Origin of the sequence: Klebsiella sp. 10982 (genome assembly GCF_048589245.1) — a bacterium.
Classification (GTDB): Bacteria; Pseudomonadota; Gammaproteobacteria; order Enterobacterales; family Enterobacteriaceae; genus Klebsiella; species Klebsiella quasivariicola.
Genome location: NZ_JBMAXV010000005.1, coordinates 116,698 through 142,066 on the forward strand (window position 1 = coordinate 116,698; position 25,369 = coordinate 142,066).

Genomic DNA, 25,369 nt, shown 5'->3' on the forward strand with positions numbered 1-25,369 from the left:
CCTTTATTGCTTAAGACTGCCGGGTGGTGGATTTGCTTTCGGCCCGCGCCTGCATACGTTACCAGTTTGTTATGTTGCACACAGCTCTGCGTCAGCGAAAAGGGCAGGGTACAGAGCAACGGCGCTTGATGGCACGTTCTTCAGGGCTGCGGTGAAACAACAGCAAATCAGCGTTTTAGCAGTCCGAATATTAAAACCTATATACCACTAATAACTGTCCTGATTACATCGGTCAATACTGACACACTGTTACATAACTTATTCTCAGGTGAAAGAGTGACCCCATAACTTTTGAGCATTATTGCATTTAACTGGTAATGGTTGTAACAAGAATGTTTAATATTTGTCAAATCAGGTGATTAAAAATTAAAAAAATGTTGTTATCGTGACCTTGATCACTGTTCCGGAGAAAACCCAACAAACTATATGTAGGTTAATTGTAATGATTTTGTGAACGGCCTATACTGCGGCCAGGTCTCCGGAACACCCTGCAATCCCGAGCCACCCAGCGTTGTTTAGTGATGTTTTAATGCCTGAAAAGACGTTTTAACATGACTTCTGGTTATAGAAAGGACGCTGTCTGACCCGCAAGCAGACCGGAGGAAGGAAACAATAAGAACAGCATGTGGGCGTTATTCATGGTAAGAAATGTGAAAAAACAAAGACCTGTCAATCTGGATCTACAAACGATACGGTTCCCAATCACGGCGATAGCGTCCATTCTCCATCGCGTTTCCGGTGTCATCACCTTCGTGGCGGTCGGAATTCTGCTTTGGCTGCTGGGCACCAGCCTTTCCTCCCCTGAAGGTTTTCTGACGGCGGCCTCCATCATGGATAGCTTCTTTGTGAAGTTCATCATGTGGGGCATTCTCACCGCGCTGGCCTATCACGTTGTGGTCGGTATCCGCCATCTGATGATGGACTTTGGCTACCTGGACGAAACCCTCGAAGCAGGGAAACGTTCCGCCAAAATTTCTTTTGTTATTACTGTCGTGCTTTCACTTCTCGCAGGAGTCCTCGTATGGTAAGCAACGCCTCAGCACTGGGACGCAACGGCGTACATGACTTTATTCTGGTCCGTGCTACCGCCATCGTTCTGACCCTCTACATCATCTACATGGTTGGCTTCTTCGCCACCACCGGTGAAATCTCATGGGAAGTGTGGACCGGATTCTTTGCCTCCGGCTTCACTAAAGTCTTCACTCTGCTGGCTCTCGTCTCCATTCTCATCCATGCCTGGATCGGGATGTGGCAGGTGTTAACGGACTACGTTAAACCACTGGCTCTGCGCCTGGTTCTGCAACTGGCTATCGTTGTGGCGCTGGTGGCTTACGTTCTTTATGGATTTGTTGTGGTGTGGGGTGTGTAATGAAATTGCCAGTCAGAGAGTTTGATGCTGTTGTCATCGGTGCCGGCGGCGCAGGTATGCGCGCGGCGCTGCAAATTTCCCAGAGCGGACAGACCTGTGCACTGCTCTCCAAAGTATTCCCGACCCGTTCCCATACCGTATCCGCGCAGGGTGGCATCACCGTCGCGCTCGGTAACTCCCATGAAGATAACTGGGAATGGCATATGTACGACACCGTAAAAGGGTCGGACTATATCGGCGACCAGGACGCCATCGAATACATGTGTAAAACCGGTCCGGAAGCGATTCTTGAGCTGGAGCACATGGGGCTGCCGTTCTCCCGTCTTGACGACGGCCGTATTTATCAGCGCCCGTTCGGCGGCCAGTCGAAGAACTTCGGCGGCGAGCAGGCGGCACGTACTGCGGCGGCGGCTGACCGTACCGGCCACGCGCTGCTGCACACCCTGTATCAGCAGAACCTGAAAAATCACACCACTATCTTCTCCGAATGGTACGCGCTCGATCTGGTGAAAAACCAGGATGGCGCGGTGGTCGGTTGTACCGCCCTGTGCATCGAGACCGGTGAAGTGGTCTACTTTAAAGCCCGTGCGACCGTGCTGGCGACCGGCGGCGCAGGCCGTATCTATCAGTCCACCACCAACGCCCACATCAATACCGGTGACGGCGTGGGGATGGCTATCCGCGCTGGCGTGCCGGTGCAGGATATGGAAATGTGGCAGTTCCACCCGACCGGCATCGCCGGGGCAGGGGTGCTGGTCACCGAAGGGTGTCGCGGCGAAGGCGGTTACCTGCTGAACAAACACGGCGAGCGCTTTATGGAGCGTTATGCCCCGAACGCGAAAGACCTGGCGGGTCGTGACGTGGTGGCGCGTTCCATCATGATCGAAATCCGCGAAGGCCGCGGCTGCGACGGTCCGTGGGGCCCGCACGCGAAACTGAAACTGGATCACCTGGGTAAAGAGGTTCTGGAATCTCGTCTGCCAGGCATCCTTGAGCTGTCCCGTACCTTTGCTCACGTTGATCCGGTGAAAGAACCGATTCCGGTTATCCCAACCTGCCACTACATGATGGGCGGTATTCCGACCAAAGTCACCGGCCAGGCGCTGACCGTGAACGAGAAGGGCGAAGATGTGGTGATCCCGGGCCTGTTCGCGGTAGGCGAAATCGCCTGCGTATCGGTCCACGGCGCCAACCGTCTCGGCGGCAACTCGCTGCTTGACCTGGTGGTCTTTGGCCGTGCGGCGGGTCTGCATCTGCAGGAGTCCATCGCCGAACAGGGTACGCTGCGCGACGCCAGCGAATCGGATGTCGAAGGCTCGCTGGACCGCCTCAACCGCTGGAACAACACCCGCTCCGGCGAAGACCCGGTGGAAATCCGCAAAGCGCTGCAGGAATGTATGCAGCACAACTTCTCGGTGTTCCGCGAAGGCGATGCGATGCACAAAGGTCTGGAGCAGTTGAAAGTGATCCGCGAGCGCCTGAAAAACGCGCGTCTCGACGATACTTCCAGCGAGTTCAACACCCAGCGCGTTGAGTGCCTGGAGCTGGACAATCTGATGGAGACCGCGTTTGCGACCGCCGTGTCCGCTAACTTCCGTACTGAAAGCCGTGGCGCCCATAGCCGCTTCGACTTCCCGGATCGTGATGATGAAAACTGGCTGTGCCATTCCCTGTATCTGCCAGAGTCGGAATCCATGACGCGTCGTAGCGTCAACATGGAACCGAAACTGCGTCCGGCATTCCCGCCGAAGATTCGTACTTACTAATGCGGAGACAGGAAAATGAAACTCGAGTTTTCAATTTATCGCTATAACCCGGATGTTGACGACGCTCCGCACATGCAGGATTACACCCTCGAAGCGGAAGAAGGTCGCGACATGATGCTGCTGGATGCGCTGATCCAGCTGAAAGAAAAAGATCCGTCGCTGTCGTTCCGTCGCTCCTGCCGTGAAGGGGTGTGTGGTTCCGATGGCCTGAACATGAATGGGAAAAACGGTCTGGCGTGCATCACGCCGATCTCCGCGCTGAATCAGCCGGGCAAGAAGATTGTCATCCGTCCGCTGCCTGGATTACCGGTGATCCGTGATTTGGTGGTGGACATGGGGCAATTCTATGCACAATATGAGAAGATTAAGCCTTACTTATTGAATAATGGGCAAAATCCTCCGGCTCGCGAGCATCTGCAGATGCCGGAACAGCGTGAGAAGCTCGATGGTCTGTACGAATGTATTCTGTGCGCATGCTGTTCGACCTCGTGCCCGTCGTTCTGGTGGAACCCGGACAAGTTCATCGGCCCGGCTGGCCTGCTGGCCGCGTATCGCTTCCTGATTGACAGCCGCGATACCGAAACCAGCGAACGCCTCGACGGTCTGAGCGATGCTTTCAGCGTATTCCGCTGTCACAGCATTATGAACTGCGTCAGTGTGTGTCCGAAGGGGCTGAACCCGACGCGCGCCATCGGCCATATTAAGTCGATGCTGCTGCAGCGCAGCGCGTAAGCAACACGGTCTGTCCCGGATGGCGCTTGCGCTTATCCGGGCTACCAAAAGCAGTAACCCCGGTAGCGTTTGTGCCACCGGGAAATGAATACCCTAAATAATTCGAGTTACAGGAAAGCCAACGCACATGTAACTTGAAGTATGAAGGGGATAGCAGGAAATCTTTAAAAACCGCCACAAGATGTACCAGTAATCGAGGCGTTCAGTGCGAGGTAAGGCGGCAACTGAGCGCATCCCCGGGAGCATAGTGAACTATGTGACCGGGGTAAGCGAAGGCAGCCAACGCAACCGCAGCCGGAACGCTGAAGATTAATGGCAGTTTTTAAAGGTTCCTTAGCGGATAGAAACCACAACTCGTCCGCAACAAGTGAACCCCGGCACGTACACGCGGTGTGCGTGGTAGTTTCTACGGCGAAATAAGCATATGAATGCTTAAGGGATCACGATGCAGAACGGCGCAATGAAAGCCTGGCTGGACTCTTCTTACCTCTCTGGTTCGAACCAGAGCTGGATAGAACAGCTCTATGAAGACTTCTTAACCGATCCTGACTCTGTTGACGCCAACTGGCGTTCAATGTTCCAGCAGTTACCTGGCACCGGAGTTAAACCGGATCAATTTCATTCCAAAACGCGTGATTATTTCCGTCGACTGGCGAAGGATGCCTCACGTTACACTTCTTCGATTTCCGACCCAGATACCAATGTGAAGCAGGTTAAAGTCCTGCAGCTCATCAACGCATACCGTTTCCGTGGTCACCAGCATGCGAATCTCGATCCGCTGGGACTGTGGAAGCAAGAGAGAGTGGCGGATCTCGATCCGGCCTACCACGATCTGACCGAGGCCGATTTCCAGGAAAGCTATAACGTAGGTTCATTTGCCATCGGTAAAGACACGATGAAGCTGGGCGACCTGATTGCCGCCCTCAAGCAAACCTACTGCGGCTCCATCGGCGCGGAATACATGCATATCACCTCTACCGAAGAAAAACGCTGGATCCAGCAGCGCATTGAATCGGTAGCCGGTAAAGCGAACTTCAGCGCGGAAGAGAAAAAACGCTTCCTCAGCGAGCTGACCGCCGCAGAAGGCCTGGAGCGTTACCTCGGCGCCAAATTCCCGGGGGCGAAGCGCTTCTCGCTGGAGGGTGGCGACGCCCTGATCCCGATGCTCAAAGAGATGATCCGCCATGCGGGCAAGAGCGGCACCCGTGAAGTGGTGCTGGGTATGGCGCACCGCGGCCGCCTCAACGTGCTGGTCAACGTGCTGGGTAAAAAACCGCAGGACCTGTTCGACGAGTTCGCTGGCAAACATAAAGAACACCTCGGCACCGGCGACGTGAAGTACCACATGGGCTTCTCTTCCGATATCGAAACCGAAGGCGGTCTGGTGCACCTGGCGCTGGCGTTTAACCCGTCGCACCTCGAGATCGTCAGCCCGGTGGTTATCGGTTCCGTACGCGCCCGTCTGGATCGTCTGGACGAGCCGAGCAGCAACAAAGTTCTGCCGATCACTATCCACGGCGACGCCGCCGTCACCGGCCAGGGCGTGGTTCAGGAAACCCTGAACATGTCGAAAGCCCGCGGCTACGAAGTGGGCGGTACCGTGCGTATCGTTATCAACAACCAGGTGGGCTTTACCACCTCGAACCCGCTGGATGCGCGTTCTACGCCATACTGCACCGACATCGGTAAAATGGTGCAGGCGCCGATTTTCCACGTTAACGCGGATGACCCGGAAGCCGTTGCTTTCGTCACCCGTCTGGCGCTGGATTTCCGCAATACTTTCAAACGCGATGTCTTCATCGATCTGGTGTGCTACCGCCGTCACGGCCATAACGAAGCCGATGAGCCGAGCGCAACCCAGCCGCTGATGTACCAGAAGATCAAAAAGCATCCGACTCCGCGCAAAACCTATGCTGATAAGCTGGAGCAGGACAACGTCGCGACCCTGGAAGACGCCACCGAGCAGGTGAATCTCTACCGCGATGCGCTGGATGCCGGCGAGTGCGTGGTGCAGGAATGGCGCCCGATGAACATGCACTCCTTTACCTGGTCGCCGTACCTCAACCACGAGTGGGACGAGAGCTATCCGGATAAAGTGGAGCCGAAGCGTCTGCAGGAGCTGGCCAAACGCATCAGCACGGTGCCGGAAGGTATCGAAATGCAGTCCCGCGTGGCGAAAATTTACGCCGACCGCCAGGCGATGGCGGCAGGCGAGAAGCTGTTCGACTGGGGCGGTGCCGAAAACCTGGCCTACGCCACACTGGTTGACGAAGGCATCCCGGTGCGTCTGTCCGGGGAAGACTCCGGCCGCGGCACCTTCTTCCACCGTCATGCGGTGATCCATAACCAGACCAATGGTTCAACCTACACGCCGCTGCAGCATGTCCATAACGGCCAGGGTCAGTTCCGCGTTTGGGACTCGGTTCTGTCCGAAGAAGCGGTGCTGGCGTTCGAATACGGTTACGCCACCGCCGAACCGCGCACTCTGACCATCTGGGAAGCGCAGTTTGGCGACTTTGCCAACGGCGCGCAGGTGGTGATCGACCAGTTCATCTCCTCCGGTGAGCAGAAGTGGGGCCGGATGTGCGGCCTGGTGATGCTCCTGCCGCACGGCTACGAAGGCCAGGGTCCGGAGCACTCCTCCGCGCGTCTGGAACGCTATCTGCAGCTGTGCGCTGAGCAAAACATGCAGGTTTGCGTGCCGTCCACCCCGGCGCAGGTTTACCACATGCTGCGTCGCCAGGCGCTGCGCGGTATGCGCCGTCCGCTGGTGGTGATGTCGCCGAAGTCGCTGCTGCGTCATCCGCTGGCGGTCTCCAGCATGGATGAGCTGGCGAACGGTACTTTCCTGCCGGCCATTGGTGAAATCGATCAACTCGATCCGCAGGCTGTGAAGCGCGTTGTGCTGTGCTCTGGTAAGGTTTACTACGACCTGCTGGAACAGCGCCGCAAAAACGAGCAAAAAGATGTCGCTATCGTTCGTATCGAGCAGCTCTATCCGTTCCCGCACCAGGCGGTACAGGAAGCGCTGAAAGCGTATGCGCACGTGCATGATTTTGTCTGGTGCCAGGAAGAGCCGCTCAACCAGGGCGCATGGTACTGCAGCCAGCATCACTTCCGTGAAGTGATTCCGTTTGGGGCCTCTCTGCGTTACGCAGGCCGCCCGGCCTCCGCCTCTCCGGCGGTAGGGTATATGTCCGTTCACCAGAAACAGCAACAAGATCTGGTCAATGACGCGCTGAACGTCGATTAATTAAAGGATACACAATGAGTAGCGTAGATATTCTGGTTCCCGACCTGCCTGAGTCCGTAGCTGACGCAACCGTCGCCACCTGGCACAAAAAACCGGGCGACGCGGTTGTCCGTGACGAAGTCCTGGTCGAAATCGAAACTGACAAAGTGGTACTGGAAGTACCGGCATCAGCGGACGGCATTCTGGATGCAGTACTGGAAGACGAGGGCGCCACCGTCCTGTCTCGCCAGATCCTTGGCCGCCTGCGCGAAGGCAACAGCGCAGGTAAAGAAACCAGCGAAAAAGCCGATGCGAAAGCCTCCACCCCGGCACAGCGTCAGCAGGCCTCTCTGGAAGAGCAGAACAACGATGCGCTGAGCCCGGCGATCCGTCGTCTGCTGGCGGAACACAACCTCGACGCAGCGGCCATCAAAGGCACCGGCGTCGGCGGCCGTCTGACCCGTGAAGACGTCGAAAAACATCTGGCGAAAGCCCCGGCGGCGCCAGAAGCCAAAGCGCCAGCCGCAGCCGCAGCAGCCGCACCGGCGCCGCAGCTGGGCCACCGCTCTGAAAAACGCGTCCCGATGACCCGCCTGCGCAAACGCGTGGCTGAGCGTCTGCTGGAAGCGAAAAACTCTACCGCCATGCTGACCACGTTCAACGAAGTCAACATGAAGCCGATTATGGATCTGCGTAAGCAGTACGGTGAGGCGTTCGAAAAACGTCACGGCATCCGTCTGGGCTTCATGTCCTTCTACGTGAAAGCGGTAGTGGAAGCGCTGAAACGCTATCCGGAAGTGAACGCCTCTATCGATGGCGACGACGTGGTGTACCACAACTACTTCGACGTCAGCATGGCGGTCTCTACCCCGCGTGGCCTGGTTACCCCGGTTCTGCGTGACGTCGACCTGCTGGGCATGGCAGATATCGAAAAGAATATTAAAGAGCTGGCAGTGAAAGGCCGCGACGGCAAGCTGACCGTAGACGACCTGACCGGCGGTAACTTCACCATTACCAACGGCGGCGTTTTCGGCTCCCTGATGTCCACGCCAATCATTAACCCACCGCAGAGCGCCATTCTGGGTATGCATGCCATTAAAGACCGCCCGATGGCGGTGAATGGTAAGGTAGAAATTCTGCCGATGATGTACCTGGCGCTCTCTTATGACCACCGTCTGATCGATGGACGCGAGTCGGTAGGCTTCCTCGTGGCGATTAAAGAGCTGCTGGAAGATCCGACCCGTCTGCTGTTGGACGTGTAGTCAGTAAGAGTATGACTTACCGTAGGCCGGATAACACGCGTTAGCGCCGTTATCAGGCCTACAGGTTTAAAGATAATTACACCCTGAAGGATGGACTGAACACATGAACTTACATGAATATCAGGCAAAACAACTTTTTGCCCGCTATGGCTTACCGGCGCCGGTGGGTTATGCCTGTACTACTCCGCGTGAAGCAGAAGAAGCCGCTTCAAAAATCGGCGCGGGTCCGTGGGTAGTGAAATGTCAGGTTCACGCTGGTGGCCGCGGTAAAGCGGGCGGTGTGAAAGTAGTGAAGAGCAAAGAAGAGATCCGTGCTTTTGCTGAGCACTGGCTGGGCAAACGCCTGGTGACCTATCAAACAGATGCGAACGGCCAGCCGGTAAACCAGATCCTGGTTGAAGCGGCGACCGACATTGATAAAGAGCTGTACCTGGGCGCGGTTGTTGACCGTAGCTCCCGTCGCGTGGTGTTCATGGCCTCTACCGAAGGCGGCGTGGAAATCGAAAAAGTGGCGGAAGAAACCCCGCACCTGATCCACAAAGTCGCGCTGGACCCGCTGGCGGGCCCGATGCCTTACCAGGGTCGTGAACTGGCGTTCAAACTGGGTCTGGAAGGTAAACAGGTTCAGCAGTTCACCAAGATTTTCATGGGTCTGGCGACCATTTTCCTTGAGCGCGATCTGGCGCTGATCGAAATCAACCCGCTGGTTATCACTAAGCAGGGCGACCTGATCTGCCTCGACGGTAAACTGGGCGCTGACGGCAACGCGTTGTTCCGCCAGCCGGATCTGCGCGAAATGCGCGACCAGTCTCAGGAAGACCCGCGTGAAGCCCAGGCGGCACAGTGGGAACTGAACTACGTCGCACTGGATGGCAATATCGGTTGCATGGTTAACGGCGCAGGCCTGGCGATGGGGACCATGGACATCGTTAAGCTGCACGGTGGCGAACCGGCTAACTTCCTCGACGTGGGCGGCGGCGCAACTAAAGAGCGCGTGACCGAAGCGTTCAAAATCATCCTCTCTGACGACAACGTTAAAGCGGTTCTGGTTAACATCTTCGGCGGTATCGTGCGTTGCGACCTGATTGCTGACGGCATCATCGGTGCGGTCGCAGAAGTTGGGGTTAACGTTCCGGTCGTTGTTCGTCTGGAAGGTAACAACGCCGAACTGGGCGCGAAAAAACTGGCTGACAGCGGCCTGAATATTATTGCAGCGAAAAGTCTGACGGACGCAGCACAGCAGGTTGTTGCCGCAGTGGAGGGGAAATAATGTCAGTTTTAATTAATAAAGATACCAAGGTTATCTGCCAGGGCTTCACCGGTAGCCAGGGGACCTTCCACTCTGAACAAGCGATCGCTTACGGTACGCAAATGGTTGGCGGCGTGACGCCAGGTAAAGGCGGCACTACTCACCTGGGCCTGCCGGTGTTCAATACCGTGCGCGAAGCCGTTGAAGCGACCGGCGCGACCGCGACCGTGATCTACGTTCCGGCGCCGTTCTGCAAAGACTCCATTCTGGAAGCGATCGACGCGGGCATTAAGCTGATTATCACCATCACCGAAGGTATCCCGACGCTGGATATGCTGACTGTGAAAGTGAAGCTGGACGAAGCGGGCGTGCGTATGATCGGCCCGAACTGCCCAGGCGTTATCACTCCGGGCGAGTGCAAAATCGGCATCATGCCGGGTCACATTCACAAGCCGGGTAAAGTGGGCATCGTTTCCCGTTCCGGTACCCTGACCTATGAAGCGGTTAAGCAGACCACCGACTACGGCTTCGGTCAGTCTACCTGCGTCGGTATCGGCGGCGACCCGATCCCGGGCTCCAACTTCATCGATATCCTGAAAATGTTCCAGGAAGACCCGCAGACCGAAGCAATCGTCATGATCGGTGAGATCGGCGGCAGCGCGGAAGAAGAAGCGGCAGCGTACATCAAAGAGCACGTGACCAAGCCGGTTGTCGGCTACATCGCGGGCGTTACCGCGCCGAAGGGCAAGCGTATGGGCCACGCCGGCGCCATCATCGCTGGCGGTAAAGGTACTGCTGATGAGAAGTTTGCCGCGCTGGAAGCGGCCGGTGTGAAAACCGTTCGCAGCCTGGCCGACATCGGCGAAGCGCTGAAATCCATCATCAAGTAAACCCTCTCTGTTTGTCCGCAAGCAGATATCTGTCCGATTTCGACATGGTTGGCCACCGTCAGGTGGCCTTTTTTATGGGCGTTATCTCGCCTCGTCAGTAGCGCAGCGCCAACAGTAAAACCGTTTTTTCAAAAGACCCTATCTATCATATTGATTTTATGTGTTATTTTATTAATATTTTCGCCGTACCCTGGTTGGCAGTGAAAATATCCTCCGGTCATACCGTAGAGAAACAAAAGCGGGAGCGAAGAAAGGTATTGGGCAGGGGATATGAAAGCAGGCAAAATACTGTGAGCAGTCTAACATTATTCAGATCGGTTCGTTTTTTCCCGCGACGTTAAATAATATTACCTATGATTCGCATATCTCTCTTTTTAGTAACCAATAAGGTTATGCTTTAAACATAACTTTAACATTAAGTTCACCAATATTCTTTATTGGGCTACATAATTAACACGAAGGGTAAAAATTGATTTATATCAATACTTAATACTTGGAAAAATCATTCAAAAAACGTTAAATTGTCTCAAGTCAAATTGGCTTAAACCGGCCATCTTCGCTATATATTGATCACCGTCGAAAAATGTAAAACTGGAACAATAAAAACATATTTATTGTAAGGTTATTGCGGCGTAATATATTGGGGAATCAATTGGGTTTTTCGTTAACGTATTTGTAACCTTGTCCTGGCATGGTTTTACCTTCGGTTGAAACCTGCAGTGGGCGGGCAACAAATAAAATTTGTATTGGGGCATGCGTATGAGCCAGAGCTTCTCGGTTCATTTTCGGAGTCTTCATGCGATGAGCAAGGAGTCATGATGTTAGATATAGTCGAACTGTCGCGCTTACAGTTTGCCTTGACCGCGATGTACCACTTCCTGTTTGTGCCACTAACGCTCGGTATGGCGTTCCTGCTGGCCATCATGGAAACGGTCTACGTCCTTTCCGGCAAACAGATTTATAAAGATATGACCAAATTCTGGGGCAAGTTGTTTGGTATCAACTTCGCGCTGGGTGTGGCGACCGGTCTGACCATGGAGTTCCAGTTCGGGACTAACTGGTCGTATTACTCACACTACGTGGGCGATATCTTCGGTGCGCCGCTGGCCATTGAAGGTCTGATGGCCTTCTTCCTCGAATCCACCTTTGTAGGTCTGTTCTTCTTCGGTTGGGATCGTCTCGGTAAAGTTCAGCACATGGCGGTCACCTGGCTGGTGGCGCTGGGCTCCAACCTCTCCGCACTGTGGATCCTCGTCGCTAACGGCTGGATGCAAAACCCGATCGCATCGGACTTCAACTTCGAAACCATGCGTATGGAGATGGTCAGCTTCTCTGAACTGGTGCTTAACCCGGTCGCCCAGGTGAAATTCGTTCACACCGTGGCGTCTGGCTATGTCACCGGCGCGATGTTCATCCTCGCCATCAGCTCATGGTACATGCTGAAAGGCCGTGATTTTGCTTTTGCCAAGCGCTCTTTTGCCATCGCAGCCAGCTTCGGTATGGCGGCGATCCTCTCCGTTATTGTGCTGGGTGACGAATCCGGTTACGAAATGGGTGACGTGCAGAAAACCAAACTGGCGGCTATCGAAGCAGAGTGGGAAACCCAGCCGGCGCCGGCGGCCTTTACCCTGTTTGGTATTCCCGATCAGAATGCGCAAACCAACCACTTCGCGATCCAGATCCCTTACGCGCTGGGCATTATTGCCACCCGCTCGGTGGATAAGCCGGTTATCGGTCTGAAGGATCTGATGGTTCAGCACGAAGAGCGTATCCGTAACGGGATGAAAGCGTACGCGCTGCTGGAGCAACTGCGTGCCGGTTCGACTGACCAGGCCGTGCGTGATCAGTTCAATAATGTGAAGAAAGACCTCGGCTATGGCCTGCTGCTCAAGCGCTATACCCCGAACGTCGCGGACGCTACCGAAGAGCAGATCGCCAAAGCGACTAAAGACTCTATACCGAGCGTCGCGCCGCTGTACTTCGCCTTCCGTATCATGGTGGCGTGCGGCATCCTGATGCTGTTGATTATCGGCGCCTCTTTCTGGAGCGTGATCCGTAACCGCATTGGCGAGAAAAAATGGCTGCTGCGCGCCGCGTTCTATGGCCTGCCGCTGCCGTGGATTGCCGTGGAATCAGGCTGGTTTGTTGCCGAATATGGCCGTCAGCCGTGGGCGATTGGTGAGGTCCTGCCGACGGCGGTGGCCAACTCGTCGCTAACCGCAGGCGATCTGATCTTCTCTATGTTGCTGATCTGCGGTCTGTACACGCTGTTCCTGGTGGCTGAACTGTTCCTGATGTTCAAGTTTGCCCGCAAAGGACCTAGCAGCCTGAAAACCGGCCGCTATCACTTTGAACAGTCCTCTGCGGCTATTCAGTCGGCACGCTAAGACAGGAGTCGTCAAATGATCGATTATGAAGTATTGCGTTTTATCTGGTGGCTGCTGATTGGCATTCTGCTGATTGGCTTCGCTGTCGCCGACGGGTTCGACATGGGGGTGGGCATGCTCACCCGTTTCCTCGGCCGTAACGACACCGAGCGTCGGATTATGATCAACGCCATCGCTCCGCACTGGGACGGTAACCAGGTGTGGCTGATCACCGCCGGCGGCGCGCTGTTCGCTGCCTGGCCGATGGTTTACGCCGCGGCGTTCTCCGGCTTCTATGTGGCGATGATTCTGGTACTGGCCTCGTTGTTCTTCCGTCCGGTTGGTTTTGACTACCGTTCCAAGATCGAGGATACCCGCTGGCGCAACATGTGGGACTGGGGCATCTTCATCGGTAGCTTCGTGCCGCCGCTGGTGATTGGCGTGGCCTTCGGCAACCTGCTGCAGGGCGTGCCGTTCCACGTCGATGAATACCTGCGTCTGTTCTATACCGGTAACTTCTTCCAGCTGCTGAACCCGTTTGGTCTGCTGGCCGGTATCGTCAGCGTGGCGATGATCCTGACCCAGGGCGCCACCTACCTGCAGATGCGTACCGTAGGCGAACTGCACCTGCGTACCCGCACCGTTTCCACGGTGGCGGCGCTGGTGACGCTGGTCTGCTTCGCGCTGGCGGGCGTGTGGGTCTACTACGGCATCGACGGCTATGTGGTGAAATCGGTAATGGATCATACCGGTCCGTCGAACCCGCTAACCAAAGAAGTGGTGCGTGAGGCCGGCGCGTGGATGGTGAACTTTAACAATATGCCAGCGCTGTGGGCCGTTCCTGCCCTGGGCGTGGTGCTGCCGCTGCTGACCGTCGTCTCGACTAAAGCGGATAAAGGCGCCTGGGCATTCCTGTTCTCCTCGCTGACCCTGGCCTGCATCATTCTGACCGCCGGTATCGCGATGTTCCCGTTCATCATGCCGTCCAGCACCATGCTGAACGCCAGCCTGACGATGTGGGACGCGACCTCCAGCCAGCGGACGCTGAATCTGATGACCTACGTGGCGATTGTCTTTGTGCCGATTATTCTGGCCTACACCAGCTGGTGTTACTGGAAGATGTTTGGCCGCATCACGCGCGAAGACATCGAAAAGAACACCCACTCGCTGTACTAAGGTAAGGAGCTATATATGTGGTACTTCGCATGGATTTTGGGAACGCTTCTTGCCTGTGCCTTTGGGGTGATTACCGCGCTGGCGCTTGAGCACGTGGAAGCCACCAAAGCAGGTAAAGAAGAACACTGATGAGTATTGTCGTGATGCGATATACGAAATCATTCGGGTTGCATCGAGGCGGCAAGTCTGTGAATCCCCAGGAGCTTACACCAGTAAGTGACTGGGGTAAGCAGACGTAGCCAACAAAGAGGCGACGTGAATGATAAAGTATATGTATGCGATAATGGACAAGCGCCCGTTAAGGGCGCTTTCCTTATTGATGGCGCTGCTGCTGGCCGGCTGCATCTTCTGGGATCCGTCGCGCTTTGCGGCGAAGACCAGCGAGCTGGAAATCTGGCATGGTTTCTTGCTGATGTGGGCGGTTTGCAGCGGTGTTATTCACGGCGTGGGCTTCCGTCCGCGTGCCGTTCACTGGCAGGGGATTTTTTGTCCGCTTATCGCTGATATCGTGCTCGCTTTAGGTCTCTTCTTTTTCTTCTTTTGAATAAGAGATCTCTGTTAATGGTATGGGCTTGCATAAGCCCATAAAAATTTACGCCCCGTTTACTTTCCCCCATTCCAAACCACCTTTCCCGCGCGTATAGTAGCGAAGTTTGAAAGCTCTAACCTTTTTTTGCATTACCGGGATGTAAAGTGAATACAACGCTGTTTCGATGGCCGGTTCGGGTCTACTACGAAGATACCGACGCCGGTGGTGTGGTTTACCACGCCAGTTACGTCGCTTTTTATGAAAGAGCACGCACAGAGATGCTGCGCCACCATCACTTTAGTCAACAGGTGCTGTTGGCTGAACGCGTTGCCTTCGTGGTTCGCAGAATGACGCTGGAGTATTTTGCCCCCGCCAGACTCGACGACATGCTCGAAGTCCAGACGGAAATTACCTCGATGCGCGGCACCTCTTTGGTTTTCACGCAGCGAATCGTCAATGCCGAGAATACAGTGTTAAACGAAGCTGAGGTTCTCATTGTGTGCGTTGATCCACTCTTAATGAAGCCTCGTGCGCTTCCCAAGTCTATTGTCGCGGAGTTTAAGCAGTGACTGACATGAATATCCTTGATTTGTTCCTGAAGGCGAGCCTTCTGGTTAAACTTATCATGTTGATTTTGATTGGTTTTTCTATCGCTTCCTGGGCTATCATTATTCAGAGAACGCGTATCCTTAACTCGGCCGCGCGTGAAGCAGAAGCGTTCGAGGACAAATTCTGGTCCGGGATCGAGCTGTCCCGTTTGTACCAGGAGAGCCAGGGGCGTCGCGATAACCTGACCGGTTCGGAACAAATCTTCTACAGCGGTTTCAAAGAGTTTGCGCGCCTGCATCGGGCCAACAGCCATGCGCCGGAAGCGATCGTCGAAGGGGCCTCGCGCGCGATGCGTATTTCGATGAACCGCGAACTGGAAACGCTGGAAACCCATATTCCGTTCCTCGGCACCGTGGGTTCCATCAGTCCGTATATCGGTCTGTTCGGTACCGTGTGGGGGATCATGCACGCCTTTATCGCCCTGGGCGCGGTGAAGCAGGCCACCCTGCAGATGGTGGCGCCGGGTATCGCCGAAGCGCTGATCGCCACCGCGATCGGTCTGTTCGCTGCTATTCCGGCGGTCATGGCGTATAACCGCCTGAACCAGCGCGTGAACAAGCTTGAACTGAATTACGACAACTTTATGGAAGAGTTCACCGCCATTCTGCACCGTCAGGCCTTTACCAGCAGCGAAAGCAATAAGGGGTAAGCCATGGCCAGAGCACGTGGACGCGGACGTCGCGAACTGAAGTCCGAGATCAACATCGTTCCGCTGCTGGATGTCCTGCTGGTGCTGTTGCTGATCTTTATGGCAACGGCGCCGATCATTACGCAGAGCGTGGAAGTCGATCTGCCGGACGCCACGGAATCGCAAGCGGTGAAAAGCAATGACGATCCGCCGGTGATTGTAGAAGTCTCCGGGGTAGGGCAGTACAGCGTGAAAGTGGGGCAGGAGACGCTGTCCCAGCTGCCGCCGGAGCAGGTGATTGCCGAAGCGAAGCGACGTCTTGAAGCCAATGAGAAAACGGTGTTCCTGATCGGCGGTGCGAAAGACGTCCCTTACGATGAAATTATTAAAGCGCTGAACCTGTTGCATAGTGCAGGGGTTAAATCGGTCGGCTTGATGACCAAACCTATTTAATCGCTTCAGGTAGGTGCGTCCGCGCGGCGTCCGGTGGCGAGTATCGCTCGCCGTCGGTGCGTATCGCGGGTACAGGCGAACAGTTTTTGGGAACCGATAGTGTCAAAGGCAACCGAACAAAACGACAAGCTTAAACGAGCGATCATCATTTCAGTCGCGCTGCACATCATTCTGATCGCGCTGCTGATCTGGAGTTCGTTTGACGAGCATCTGGATGCCTCTGCCGGCGGCGGTGGGGGATCGTCGATTGATGCCGTCATGGTCGATCCGGGGGCGGTGGTAAATAACTATAACCGTCAGCAACAGCAGCAGGCCAGCGCACGTCGCGCCGCTGAACAGCGTGAAAAACAGGCGCAGCAGCAGGCAGAAGAGTTACGTGAGAAACAGGCGGCGGAACAGGAACGGCTGAAACAGCTCGAACAGGAACGGCTGCAGGCGCAGGAAGCGGCGAAAGAAGCGAAGGAACAGCAGAAGCAGGCTGAGGAAGCGGCTGCCAAGGCTGCCGCGGCGGCGAAAGCCAAAGCGGATGCGCAGGCCAAAGAAGCGCAGGAAGCCGCTGCTAAAGCGGCTGCTGATGCAAAAGCGAAGGCAGACGCCCAGGCAAAAGCGGCAGAGCTGGCCGCAGCAAAAGCCGCCGCTGACGCGAAGAAACAGGCCGAAGCTGCCGCAGCGAAAGCCGCCGCCGATGCCAAAAAACAGGCGGAAGCCGAAGCAGCGAAAGCCGCGGCAGAGGCACAGAAGAAAGCGGAAGCGGCAGCAGCGAAGAAAGCCCAGCAGGAAGCGGAGAAGAAAGCCCAGCAGGAAGCGGCTAAGCAGGCAGCGGCAGAAAAAGCGGCTGCTGAGAAAGCTGCCGCACAAAAAGCAGCCGCTGAGAAGGCCGCTGCCGAGAAAGCCGCAGCCGCTGAAAAAGCGGCGGCAGCCAAAGCGGCAGCAGCAGAGAAGGCTGCCGCCGACAAAGCGGCCAAAGCGGCAGCAGCAAAAGCCGCGGCAGCGAAAAAAGCGGCGGCGGCGAAAGAAGCGGACGGCGTTGACAACCTGCTTGGCGATCTGAGTTCGGGTAAGAATGCGCCGAAAGGTAGCACCAGCGGTAGCACAGGTGGCTCTTCACCTGCTAAAGGAAGTAAACCGGGGCAGGGCGGTGCGTCTCAGGCGGAGATTGCCAGCTATATTTCGCAGGTGCAGGCCGCGATTAAAGGACATCTCTATGACTGGGATACGTACAAGGGTAAAGTATGTACGTTGCGCGTAAACCTGGCTCAGGATGGAACGTTATTGAGTGTGAAATCGGAAGGCGGCGATCCGGCCTTCTGTCAGCAAATGCTGGCGGCAACCAGTCGGATGAGCAAATTCCCTAAACCGCCTTCGCAGGCTGTTTATGAAACGTTCAAAAATGCGCCACTGGACTTCAAACCTTAAGCGCTTTTTCCCTCGCGCCAGCGGGGGAAAAGAATATAGGGCGGTCATGGGTTTTGGTAGTTTTGTGTATTTGGGTTTGTTAACATTCTGCTAAATTATCGTGGGCTTTCCGCCCGGATAAGGGAGATATGATGAAGCAGGCATTACGAGTAGCATTTGGTTTTTTAATGCTGTGGGCGGCGGTGCTGCACGCAGAAGTACGTATCGAGATCACCCAGGGGGTGGACTCGGCGCGCCCTATCGGCGTGGTACCGTTCCAGTGGGCCGGCCAGGGCGCTGCGCCGGAAGATGTTGGCGGTATCGTGGCAGCTGACCTGCGCAACAGCGGTAAATTCAACCCGCTGGATCGCTCGCGTCTGCCGCAGCAGCCGACCAGTGCCCAGGAAGTGCAGCCTGCAGCCTGGTCTGCGCTGGGTATCGATGCCGTGGTCGTCGGTCAGGTCACGCCAAACCCGGATGGTTCTTATCAGGTGGCGTATCAGCTGGTGGATACCGGCGGCGCGCCGGGCACAACGCTGGCACAAGGCTCTTTCAAAGTCACCAAACAGTATCTGCGCTATGCGGCGCACACTGCCAGTGACGCGGTATTTGAAAAGCTGACCGGTATTAAAGGCGCTTTCCGTACCCGTATCGCCTACGTGGTGCAGACCAACGGCGGTCAGTTCCCGTACGAGCTGCGCGTCTCCGACTATGACGGTTATAACCAGTTTGTGGTGCACCGCTCCTCCCAGCCGCTGATGTCTCCGGCCTGGTCTCCTGACGGCGCTAAACTGGCTTACGTGACCTTTGAAAGCGGTCGTTCTGCGCTGGTGGTGCAGACCCTGGCGAACGGCGCAGTGCGTCAGATCGCCTCCTTCCCGCAGCACAACGGCGCGCCGGCGTTCTCACCGGATGGCTCTAAACTGGCCTTCGCCCTGTCGAAAACCGGTAGCCTGAACCTGTATGTAATGGATCTGGGCTCGGGTCAGATTCGTCAGGTGACCAACGGTCGCAGCAACAACACTGAACCAACCTGGTTCCCGGACAGCCAGAACCTGGCCTTCACCTCTGACCAGGCCGGTCGTCCGCAGGTGTATAAAGTCAATATCAATGGCGGCACGCCGCAGCGTATCACCTGGGAAGGTTCGCAGAACCAGGACGCCGACGTGAGCGCGGATGGTAAAATCATGGTAATGGTTAGCTCGGCCGGCGGGCAGCAGCACATTGCCAAACAAGATCTGGAAGCGGGTGGTGTACAGGTTCTGTCATCAACGTTTTTAGACGAAACGCCAAGTCTGGCACCTAACGGCACTATGGTAATCTACAGCTCTTCTCAGGGGATGGGATCCGTGCTGAATCTGGTTTCTACAGATGGGCGTTTCAAAGCGCGTCTTCCGGCAACTGATGGACAGGTAAAATCACCTGCCTGGTCGCCGTATCTGTGATAATAAATAATTGATTATTAAAGGAATCAAAGAAATGCAACTGAACAAAGTGCTGAAAGGGCTGATGATCGCTCTGCCGGTTATGGCAATCGCGGCGTGTTCTTCTAACAAGAACGCCAGCAACGACCAGAGCGGTGAAGGCATGCTGGGTGCCGGCACTGGTATGGACGCTAACGGTAACGGCGGCAACATGTCTTCTGAAGAGCAAGCTCGTCTGCAGATGCAGCAGCTGCAGCAGAACAACATCGTTTACTTCGATCTGGACAAGTACGATATCCGTTCTGACTTCGCTGCGATGCTGGACGCGCACGCTAACTTCCTGCGTAGCAACCCGTCCTACAAAGTGACTGTAGAAGGTCACGCGGATGAGCGCGGTACGCCGGAATACAACATCGCTCTGGGTGAGCGTCGTGCTAACGCCGTTAAGATGTATCTGCAGGGCAAAGGTGTTTCTGCCGATCAGATCTCCATCGTTTCTTACGGTAAAGAAAAACCTGCAGTACTGGGTCATGACGAAGCGGCATATGCCAAAAACCGTCGCGCCGTACTGGTTTACTAAGAGAATTGCATGAGCAGTAACTTCAGACATCATTTATTGAGTCTGTCGTTACTGGTTGGCATAGCGGCCCCCTGGGCCGCTTTTGCTCAGGCGCCAATCAGTAGTGTCGGCTCAGGCTCGGTCGAAGACCGTGTCACTCAACTCGAGCGTATTTCCAATGCTCACAGCCAGCTTTTAACCCAACTCCAGCAACAACTCTCTGATAATCAGACTGACATTGATTCTCTCCGTGGTCAGATCCAGGAAAACCAGTATCAGCTGAATCAGATCGTTGAGCGCCAGAAGCAGATCTTGCTGCAGATAGATAGTCTGAGCAGCGGAGGCGGCGCAGCGGCAGCATCAGGTGCGCAGGCTTCGTCGTCTTCTGGCGATCAGAGCGCGGCTACCGCCAGCGCAGCGCCAGCGGCCTCGTCAGGCGCCCCGGCGATGACCGGCGATGCGAACACCGATTACAATGCCGCCATTGCTCTGGTGAAGGATGCCTCACGCCAGGATGACGCGATGGTGGCGTTTCAGAACTTCGTTAAAAAGTACCCGGATTCAACCTATCAGCCGAACGCTAACTACTGGCTCGGACAGTTGAACTACAATAAGGGGAAAAAAGACGATGCGGCGTTTTACTTCGCCTCGGTAGTGAAGAACTACCCGAAATCGCCGAAAGCGCCAGACGCGATGTTTAAAGTCGGCGTGATCATGCAGGACAAAGGTGATACTGCGAAAGCGAAAGCGGTTTACCAGCAGGTGATCAATAAATTCCCCGGTACCGATGGTGCCAAACAAGCGCAAAAACGTCTTAATGCTCTTGGTTGATTATGGCATGACCAGAAATCGCGTTATTTCTGGTCTTGTCGCCTGAATCGCCAGCAGTTAAGTGATCTTTATCGAAATTTTAGTTGCGCTGAATTCTGAAATCAGTAATATATGCCGCCGTTGCCAAGGGATATCAAACAAGCCCAAAGCGATGCCAGAGTGGGTCGTTAGCTCAGTTGGTAGAGCAGTTGACTTTTAATCAATTGGTCGCAGGTTCGAATCCTGCACGACCCACCAATCGTTCTGGTGGAACGCGATAGTAAAACGTGAAGGATAACGTTGCGTCAGCAACGGCCCGTAGGGCGAGGCGAAGCCGAGTCATCCTGCACGACCCACCACTTAGCAGTATCCAGCGTAGTATCGGGTGATTAGCTCAGCTGGGAGAGCACCTCCCTTACAAGGAGGGGGTCGGCGGTTCGATCCCGTCATCACCCACCACCGGGTCGTTAGCTCAGTTGGTAGAGCAGTTGACTTTTAATCAATTGGTCGCAGGTTCGAATCCTGCACGACCCACCATCTTTAACATCGGACGTCGGTGTTAAACGTGAATGATGGGGTCGGTGGACGCAGTATCAGTAGTATCCAGCGCAGTTTCGGGTGATTAGCTCAGCTGGGAGAGCACCTCCCTTACAAGGAGGGGGTCGGCGGTTCGATCCCGTCATCACCCACCACTCGGGTCGTTAGCTCAGTTGGTAGAGCAGTTGACTTTTAATCAATTGGTCGCAGGTTCGAATCCTGCACGACCCACCAATTTCAGCATTTAACTCAGATGTTGAACGTGAAGGATAACGTTGCGTCAGCAACGGCCCCAAGGGCGAGGCAAAGCCGAGTCATCCTGCACGACTCACCAATTTCACTATTGGTGTCGAGTGAAATTATTCAGGTAGTACCAGAGCGGGTCGTTAGCTCAGTTGGTAGAGCAGTTGACTTTTAATCAATTGGTCGCAGGTTCGAATCCTGCACGACCCACCAATTTCAGCATTTAACTTAGATGTTGAACGTGAAGGATAACGTTGCGACAGCAACGGCCCGAAGGGCGAGGCGAAGCCGAGTCATCCTGCACGACCCACCATCCTGAATGATGACAGCAGTAAAATCCCGCAAGGGTCGTTAGCTCAGTTGGTAGAGCAGTTGACTTTTAATCAATTGGTCGCAGGTTCGAATCCTGCACGACCCACCAATGTAAAAAGGCGCCCTAAAGGCGCCTTTTTGCTATGCGTAGAACTCAACGATTCGAACCTGCCGCAGGTTCGGGTCGAACGTAGTGAGACAACGGAGCCGCTTGCGGCGACGGCCCGAAGGGCGAGGCGAAGCCGAGTCATCCTGCACGACCCACCAATGTAAAAAGGCGCCCTAAAGGCGCCTTTTTGCTATGCGTCATTCTCCACAATCCTACTTCAGCATGACCCCCTGCCGCCGCTTACCGTGACGCCATAAGGCACGAACCGGTAGCCCGGGAAGATGCGTAGCATCGTCCCCGGGGAATAGGTGCTCATGTACAAAATTCATCACGACATTTTGCTCGCAATCGGCTATCTTGTTTAGCATATAAAACACCATGACCGTATTAAGGCGCAGACAGGCCATACTGACGGTCTTAGAGTTAAGCCAGTAAAACGAGATTGCATGATGAGCGTAATGTTTGATCCTGAAACGGCGATTTATCCCTTCCCAGCGAAACCGCAGCCGCTGACCGTCGACGAAAAGCAGTTTTATCGTGAAAAAATCAAGCGCCTGCTGCGCGAGCGCGACGCCGTGATGGTGGCGCATTACTACACCGATCCCGAAATTCAACAGCTGGCGGAAGAGACCGGCGGCTGTATCGCCGACTCGCTGGAGATGGCGCGCTTTGGCGCCCGTCATTCAGCCTCCACGCTGCTGGTCGCCGGGGTGCGTTTTATGGGGGAAACCGCCAAAATCCTCAGCCCGGAAAAGACCATTCTGATGCCGACCCTGAACGCAGAGTGTTCGCTGGATCTGGGCTGTCCGATTGAGGAATTCAACGCCTTCTGCGATGCCCATCCCGATCGCACCGTGGTGGTCTATGCCAACACCTCCGCCGCGGTGAAGGCTCGTGCCGACTGGGTGGTCACCTCCAGCATCGCCGTCGAACTGATTGACCATCTGGATAGTCTTGGTCAAAAGATCCTCTGGGCGCCGGACCGCCACCTTGGCCGCTACGTCCAGCGTCAGACCGGCGCAGACGTGCTGTGCTGGCAGGGGGCGTGCATCGTGCATGATGAGTTTAAAACCCAGGCGCTGACGCGGATGAAGGCTCTTCACCCGGAAGCCGCCGTGCTGGTCCATCCCGAGTCGCCGCAGGCGATTGTCGAGATGGCGGATGCCGTAGGCTCCACCAGCCAGCTGATTGCGGCGGCGAAAAGCCTGCCCCAGCGCCAGCTGATCGTGGCCACCGATCGCGGTATCTTCTATAAAATGCAGCAGGCGGTACCGGAAAAAACATTGCTGGAAGCGCCTACCGCTGGCGAAGGGGCGACCTGCCGCAGCTGCGCGCACTGCCCGTGGATGGCGATGAACGGCCTGAAAGCCATTGCCGAGGGGCTTGAACAGGGCGGAGCTGAACATGAAATTCACGTTGACGAAGCGCTACGGACCGGCGCATTAATTCCGCTTAACCGGATGCTGGATTTTGCAGCTACACTACGGGGATAACCTATTGTCGCGTCGGCAGACGCTGAGGGGATAAAATGGATTTTTTTAGCACGCAGAATATTTTAGTACACATACCCATCGGCGCCGGGGGGTACGATCTGTCATGGATTGAGGCCGTGGGGACCATCGCCGGGCTGCTGTGTATCTGGCTGGCGAGCCTGGAGAAGATCAGTAACTATGCTTTTGGACTGGTCAACGTCACGCTGTTTGCCATCATCTTCTTTCAGATCCAGCTGTATGCCAGCCTGCTGCTGCAGCTGTTCTTCTTTGCCGCTAACGTTTACGGCTGGTATGCCTGGTCGCGACAAAGCAGCAACCATGAGGCTGAGCTGCAGATCCGCTGGCTGCCGCGCAGCAAAGCGCTGGGCTGGCTGGCGGCCTGCGTGGTGGCGATCGGCTTGCTGACCCTGTTTATCAACCCGTTTTTTGCTTTCCTGACGCGGATCGCGGTCAGCCTGATGCAAGCGCTGGGTCTGCAGGTCTCCATGCCGGTGCTGCAGCCGGATGCCTTCCCGTTCTGGGACTCCTGCATGACGGTGCTGTCGGTGGTGGCGATGATCTTAATGACCCGCAAGTATGTTGAAAACTGGCTGCTGTGGGTGATTGTCAACGTGATAAGCGTGGTGATTTTTGCCCGCCAGGGCGTCTATGCCATGTCGCTGGAATACCTCTTGCTGACGTTCATTGCGCTGAACGGCAGCCGGATGTGGATAAACAGCGCGCGTGAGCGAGGTTCTCACGCGTTTTCTGGCTAATGGTGGTGGTGATGATCGTGCCCGGCGTGCATCGTGTTGAGATGGCACTCCGGGCCGCTGCAGGGCTGGTACTCCATCTGCACCGTGGCATGCTCAATTTCATATTTATGTTCCAGGAAATGCAGGATACGGTTGAGTAACGCATCATGATCGTGCGGCGGGACCACCTGAACATGGAGCGTCATCACCGGTTTTTCCCCCACCAGCCAGACGTGGACGTGGTGAACATCGCGTACCTCCGGGATAGAGCGACGGATATCCCGCTGCAGGGCCGCCACATCCAGCGAACGCGGCGCGCCTTCCAGCAGTTCATTCAGACTTTCCTTCAGTAATCGCCAGGCGCTACGTAATACCAGGCAGGAGACCAGCACGGAAAGAATCGGGTCGACAGGCGTCCAGCCGGTGGTGAGGATCACCACGGCCGCCACAATCGCGCCAACCGAGCCCAGCAGGTCGCCGAGCACGTGTAGCGCTGCGGCGCGCACGTTGAGATTCCGCTCTTCGCTGCCACGATGCAGGATCCAAAACGCCAGCACGTTGGCCAGCAGACCGGCGACGGCAATGACCATCATCGTCACGCCGGCTACCGGCTGCGGATGCTGGAAGCGCTGAATCGCCTCCCAGACAATCAGAATGGTGATCACCACCAGAGCAATAGCATTGAGAAACGCCGCCAGGGTGGTTAAACGCAACCAGCCAAAGGTATGGCGGGCATTTGGTGGGCGGCTGGCGAAGCGAACCGCCAGCAGCGCAAACAGCAGGGCGGCGGAGTCGGTGAGCATATGGCCAGCATCCGCCAGCAGGGCCAGCGAGCCGGAGATAGCGCCGCCGATAGCTTCAATCAGCATAAAACCGGCGGTGACGATAAACGCCCAAAGCAGCCGGCGGGCGTTGCTGTTATCCGGAGCCTGAGCTGGGGTGTGCGAATGCGGGTGCGCCATAGTGTCGTCCCTTGATAGTTATCATTATTACGCTATGACATCATAAACAGAGGGCGATAACAAACGAAGAAAAGGCGAGCCGGGCTCGCCTTTCTCTATTTGTACCCACCGCCTCAATTACTGGGTGGTGCCGTCGGTCTTGCTGTTGTCTTGGGTCGTGTTGCCGCCGTTATCCAGTTTTTTCCCGGTATCCGGACAGCGACCGTCTTTACACATCGAGTTTTTATGCACTTCATCACTCGACATATTATCCTGGGTCATCGTCGAGCCGTCAGGATGAAGCATGGTGCCGCCAGAACCTGAATTGATTTGGCTATTATCCACGTTATTTGGCGCCACGTTCTCACGGGCATCCGGCGCCACCTGGCCGGCATCCGCGGAAGCGTTGGCCTGACCGTTATTGGACTGGGCGCCGGTATCTGCCGCCAGGGCTGCGCCGCTGGCAAGACTTAAAGTGGCGGTGAGCAAAAGGGTCGTCAGTTTTTTCATATTCATCGGATACTCCTGTTGAGTCGGGAAGCGGTAAAAAC

The 25,369-nt window shown here is 55.6% G+C and carries 24 protein-coding genes, 7 tRNA genes and 1 other RNA gene; 29 read left to right on the forward strand and 3 right to left on the reverse strand.

Going from position 1 to position 25,369, the window contains the following annotated elements:
* Positions 1 to 197: 197 nt before the first annotated feature.
* Entirely contained in the window at positions 198 to 299 is a 102-nt protein-coding gene (locus tag ACKLKD_RS06225) for a hypothetical protein (protein WP_418133188.1), read from the reverse strand.
* A gap of 324 nt (positions 300 to 623) precedes the next feature.
* On the opposite strand from ACKLKD_RS06225, the gene sdhC reads away from it, so the two are divergent.
* The 29 genes from sdhC to pnuC all read left to right on the forward strand — a co-directional run bounded on the left by sdhC (position 624) and on the right by pnuC (position 23,898).
* Positions 624 to 1,028, forward strand: a complete 405-nt coding sequence (sdhC, locus tag ACKLKD_RS06230) for a succinate dehydrogenase cytochrome b556 subunit (RefSeq protein WP_004142216.1) — start codon at positions 624 to 626, stop codon at positions 1,026 to 1,028.
* Positions 1,022 to 1,369 (forward strand): succinate dehydrogenase membrane anchor subunit, encoded by a 348-nt coding sequence (gene sdhD, locus ACKLKD_RS06235; protein ID WP_002894949.1) that lies wholly within the window; start codon positions 1,022 to 1,024, stop codon positions 1,367 to 1,369. Before sdhC ends, sdhD begins: the two co-directional genes overlap by 7 nt.
* Entirely contained in the window at positions 1,369 to 3,135 is a 1,767-nt protein-coding gene (sdhA, locus tag ACKLKD_RS06240) for a succinate dehydrogenase flavoprotein subunit (protein ID WP_008805685.1), read from the forward strand. Before sdhD ends, sdhA begins: the two co-directional genes overlap by 1 nt.
* Before the next feature lie 15 nt (positions 3,136 to 3,150).
* Complete coding sequence (sdhB, locus tag ACKLKD_RS06245; protein WP_002894954.1) at positions 3,151 to 3,867, forward strand: succinate dehydrogenase iron-sulfur subunit SdhB; 717 nt, start codon at positions 3,151 to 3,153, stop codon at positions 3,865 to 3,867.
* Positions 3,868 to 4,312: 445 nt separating this feature from the next.
* The gene (sucA, locus tag ACKLKD_RS06250) at positions 4,313 to 7,120 is read left to right on the forward strand and encodes a 2-oxoglutarate dehydrogenase E1 component (protein WP_087806408.1); all 2,808 of its coding nucleotides are present in this window, start codon (positions 4,313 to 4,315) and stop codon (positions 7,118 to 7,120) included.
* Positions 7,121 to 7,134: 14 nt separating this feature from the next.
* Complete coding sequence (gene odhB, locus ACKLKD_RS06255; RefSeq protein WP_025711811.1) at positions 7,135 to 8,361, forward strand: 2-oxoglutarate dehydrogenase complex dihydrolipoyllysine-residue succinyltransferase; 1,227 nt, start codon at positions 7,135 to 7,137, stop codon at positions 8,359 to 8,361.
* 103 nt (positions 8,362 to 8,464) lie between these two features.
* A complete protein-coding gene (sucC, locus tag ACKLKD_RS06260) occupies positions 8,465 to 9,631 on the forward strand; it encodes an ADP-forming succinate--CoA ligase subunit beta (RefSeq protein ID WP_025711810.1) in 1,167 nt (388 codons plus the stop codon).
* Positions 9,631 to 10,500 carry a succinate--CoA ligase subunit alpha gene (sucD, locus tag ACKLKD_RS06265; protein WP_014169173.1) on the forward strand — a complete coding sequence of 290 codons (870 nt, stop codon included), beginning with the start codon at positions 9,631 to 9,633 and terminating at the stop codon, positions 10,498 to 10,500. Before sucC ends, sucD begins: the two co-directional genes overlap by 1 nt.
* Before the next feature lie 818 nt (positions 10,501 to 11,318).
* Positions 11,319 to 12,887, forward strand: a complete 1,569-nt coding sequence (gene cydA, locus ACKLKD_RS06270) for a cytochrome ubiquinol oxidase subunit I (RefSeq protein ID WP_002895047.1) — start codon at positions 11,319 to 11,321, stop codon at positions 12,885 to 12,887.
* A gap of 15 nt (positions 12,888 to 12,902) precedes the next feature.
* Positions 12,903 to 14,042, forward strand: coding sequence for a cytochrome d ubiquinol oxidase subunit II (gene cydB, locus ACKLKD_RS06275; RefSeq protein WP_025711808.1), 1,140 nt, complete (start codon positions 12,903 to 12,905; stop codon positions 14,040 to 14,042).
* 15 nt (positions 14,043 to 14,057) lie between these two features.
* Positions 14,058 to 14,171 carry a cytochrome bd-I oxidase subunit CydX gene (cydX, locus tag ACKLKD_RS06280; protein ID WP_004100325.1) on the forward strand — a complete coding sequence of 38 codons (114 nt, stop codon included), beginning with the start codon at positions 14,058 to 14,060 and terminating at the stop codon, positions 14,169 to 14,171.
* A gap of 130 nt (positions 14,172 to 14,301) precedes the next feature.
* Positions 14,302 to 14,586, forward strand: coding sequence for a cyd operon protein YbgE (gene ybgE / locus ACKLKD_RS06285; RefSeq protein WP_008805691.1), 285 nt, complete (start codon positions 14,302 to 14,304; stop codon positions 14,584 to 14,586).
* A 149-nt stretch (positions 14,587 to 14,735) separates the two neighbouring features.
* On the forward strand, positions 14,736 to 15,140 hold the full coding sequence (gene ybgC, locus ACKLKD_RS06290; RefSeq protein WP_025711807.1) for a tol-pal system-associated acyl-CoA thioesterase: 405 nt from the start codon (positions 14,736 to 14,738) through the stop codon (positions 15,138 to 15,140).
* Entirely contained in the window at positions 15,137 to 15,829 is a 693-nt protein-coding gene (gene tolQ, locus ACKLKD_RS06295; RefSeq protein ID WP_025711806.1) for a Tol-Pal system protein TolQ, read from the forward strand. Before ybgC ends, tolQ begins: the two co-directional genes overlap by 4 nt.
* A gap of 3 nt (positions 15,830 to 15,832) precedes the next feature.
* On the forward strand, positions 15,833 to 16,261 hold the full coding sequence (gene tolR / locus ACKLKD_RS06300; protein WP_002895061.1) for a colicin uptake protein TolR: 429 nt from the start codon (positions 15,833 to 15,835) through the stop codon (positions 16,259 to 16,261).
* A 99-nt stretch (positions 16,262 to 16,360) separates the two neighbouring features.
* Entirely contained in the window at positions 16,361 to 17,677 is a 1,317-nt protein-coding gene (gene tolA, locus ACKLKD_RS06305; RefSeq protein WP_080897273.1) for a cell envelope integrity protein TolA, read from the forward strand.
* A 131-nt stretch (positions 17,678 to 17,808) separates the two neighbouring features.
* Positions 17,809 to 19,101: a Tol-Pal system beta propeller repeat protein TolB gene (gene tolB / locus ACKLKD_RS06310; RefSeq protein ID WP_080897272.1), complete on the forward strand. Its 1,293-nt coding sequence runs from the start codon at positions 17,809 to 17,811 to the stop codon at positions 19,099 to 19,101.
* Between the two features lie 34 nt (positions 19,102 to 19,135).
* Positions 19,136 to 19,660: a peptidoglycan-associated lipoprotein Pal gene (pal, locus tag ACKLKD_RS06315; protein WP_002895068.1), complete on the forward strand. Its 525-nt coding sequence runs from the start codon at positions 19,136 to 19,138 to the stop codon at positions 19,658 to 19,660.
* A 9-nt stretch (positions 19,661 to 19,669) separates the two neighbouring features.
* Complete coding sequence (gene cpoB, locus ACKLKD_RS06320; protein WP_025711802.1) at positions 19,670 to 20,470, forward strand: cell division protein CpoB; 801 nt, start codon at positions 19,670 to 19,672, stop codon at positions 20,468 to 20,470.
* 161 nt (positions 20,471 to 20,631) lie between these two features.
* Positions 20,632 to 20,707 (forward strand) — tRNA-Lys (locus tag ACKLKD_RS06325).
* 125 nt (positions 20,708 to 20,832) lie between these two features.
* A tRNA-Val gene (locus tag ACKLKD_RS06330) sits at positions 20,833 to 20,908 on the forward strand.
* A gap of 2 nt (positions 20,909 to 20,910) precedes the next feature.
* Positions 20,911 to 20,986, forward strand: a tRNA-Lys gene (locus tag ACKLKD_RS06335).
* Between the two features lie 79 nt (positions 20,987 to 21,065).
* A tRNA-Val gene (locus ACKLKD_RS06340) sits at positions 21,066 to 21,141 on the forward strand.
* 3 nt (positions 21,142 to 21,144) lie between these two features.
* Positions 21,145 to 21,220 (forward strand) — tRNA-Lys (locus ACKLKD_RS06345).
* A 146-nt stretch (positions 21,221 to 21,366) separates the two neighbouring features.
* A tRNA-Lys gene (locus ACKLKD_RS06350) sits at positions 21,367 to 21,442 on the forward strand.
* A 132-nt stretch (positions 21,443 to 21,574) separates the two neighbouring features.
* Positions 21,575 to 21,650, forward strand: a tRNA-Lys gene (locus ACKLKD_RS06355).
* A 22-nt stretch (positions 21,651 to 21,672) separates the two neighbouring features.
* Positions 21,673 to 21,808: non-coding RNA, RtT sRNA (locus ACKLKD_RS06360), on the forward strand.
* A 291-nt stretch (positions 21,809 to 22,099) separates the two neighbouring features.
* Positions 22,100 to 23,143, forward strand: coding sequence for a quinolinate synthase NadA (nadA, locus tag ACKLKD_RS06365; RefSeq protein WP_040153374.1), 1,044 nt, complete (start codon positions 22,100 to 22,102; stop codon positions 23,141 to 23,143).
* 35 nt (positions 23,144 to 23,178) lie between these two features.
* Positions 23,179 to 23,898: a nicotinamide riboside transporter PnuC gene (gene pnuC / locus ACKLKD_RS06370; protein ID WP_008805696.1), complete on the forward strand. Its 720-nt coding sequence runs from the start codon at positions 23,179 to 23,181 to the stop codon at positions 23,896 to 23,898.
* Here the strand turns inward: pnuC and zitB are convergent.
* Positions 23,895 to 24,839 (reverse strand): CDF family zinc transporter ZitB, encoded by a 945-nt coding sequence (zitB, locus tag ACKLKD_RS06375; RefSeq protein WP_087805751.1) that lies wholly within the window; start codon positions 24,837 to 24,839, stop codon positions 23,895 to 23,897. The genes pnuC and zitB overlap by 4 nt on opposite strands.
* 117 nt (positions 24,840 to 24,956) lie before the next feature.
* Entirely contained in the window at positions 24,957 to 25,334 is a 378-nt protein-coding gene (locus tag ACKLKD_RS06380; RefSeq protein WP_080897269.1) for a YbgS-like family protein, read from the reverse strand.
* Between the last annotated feature and the right edge of the window lie 35 nt (positions 25,335 to 25,369).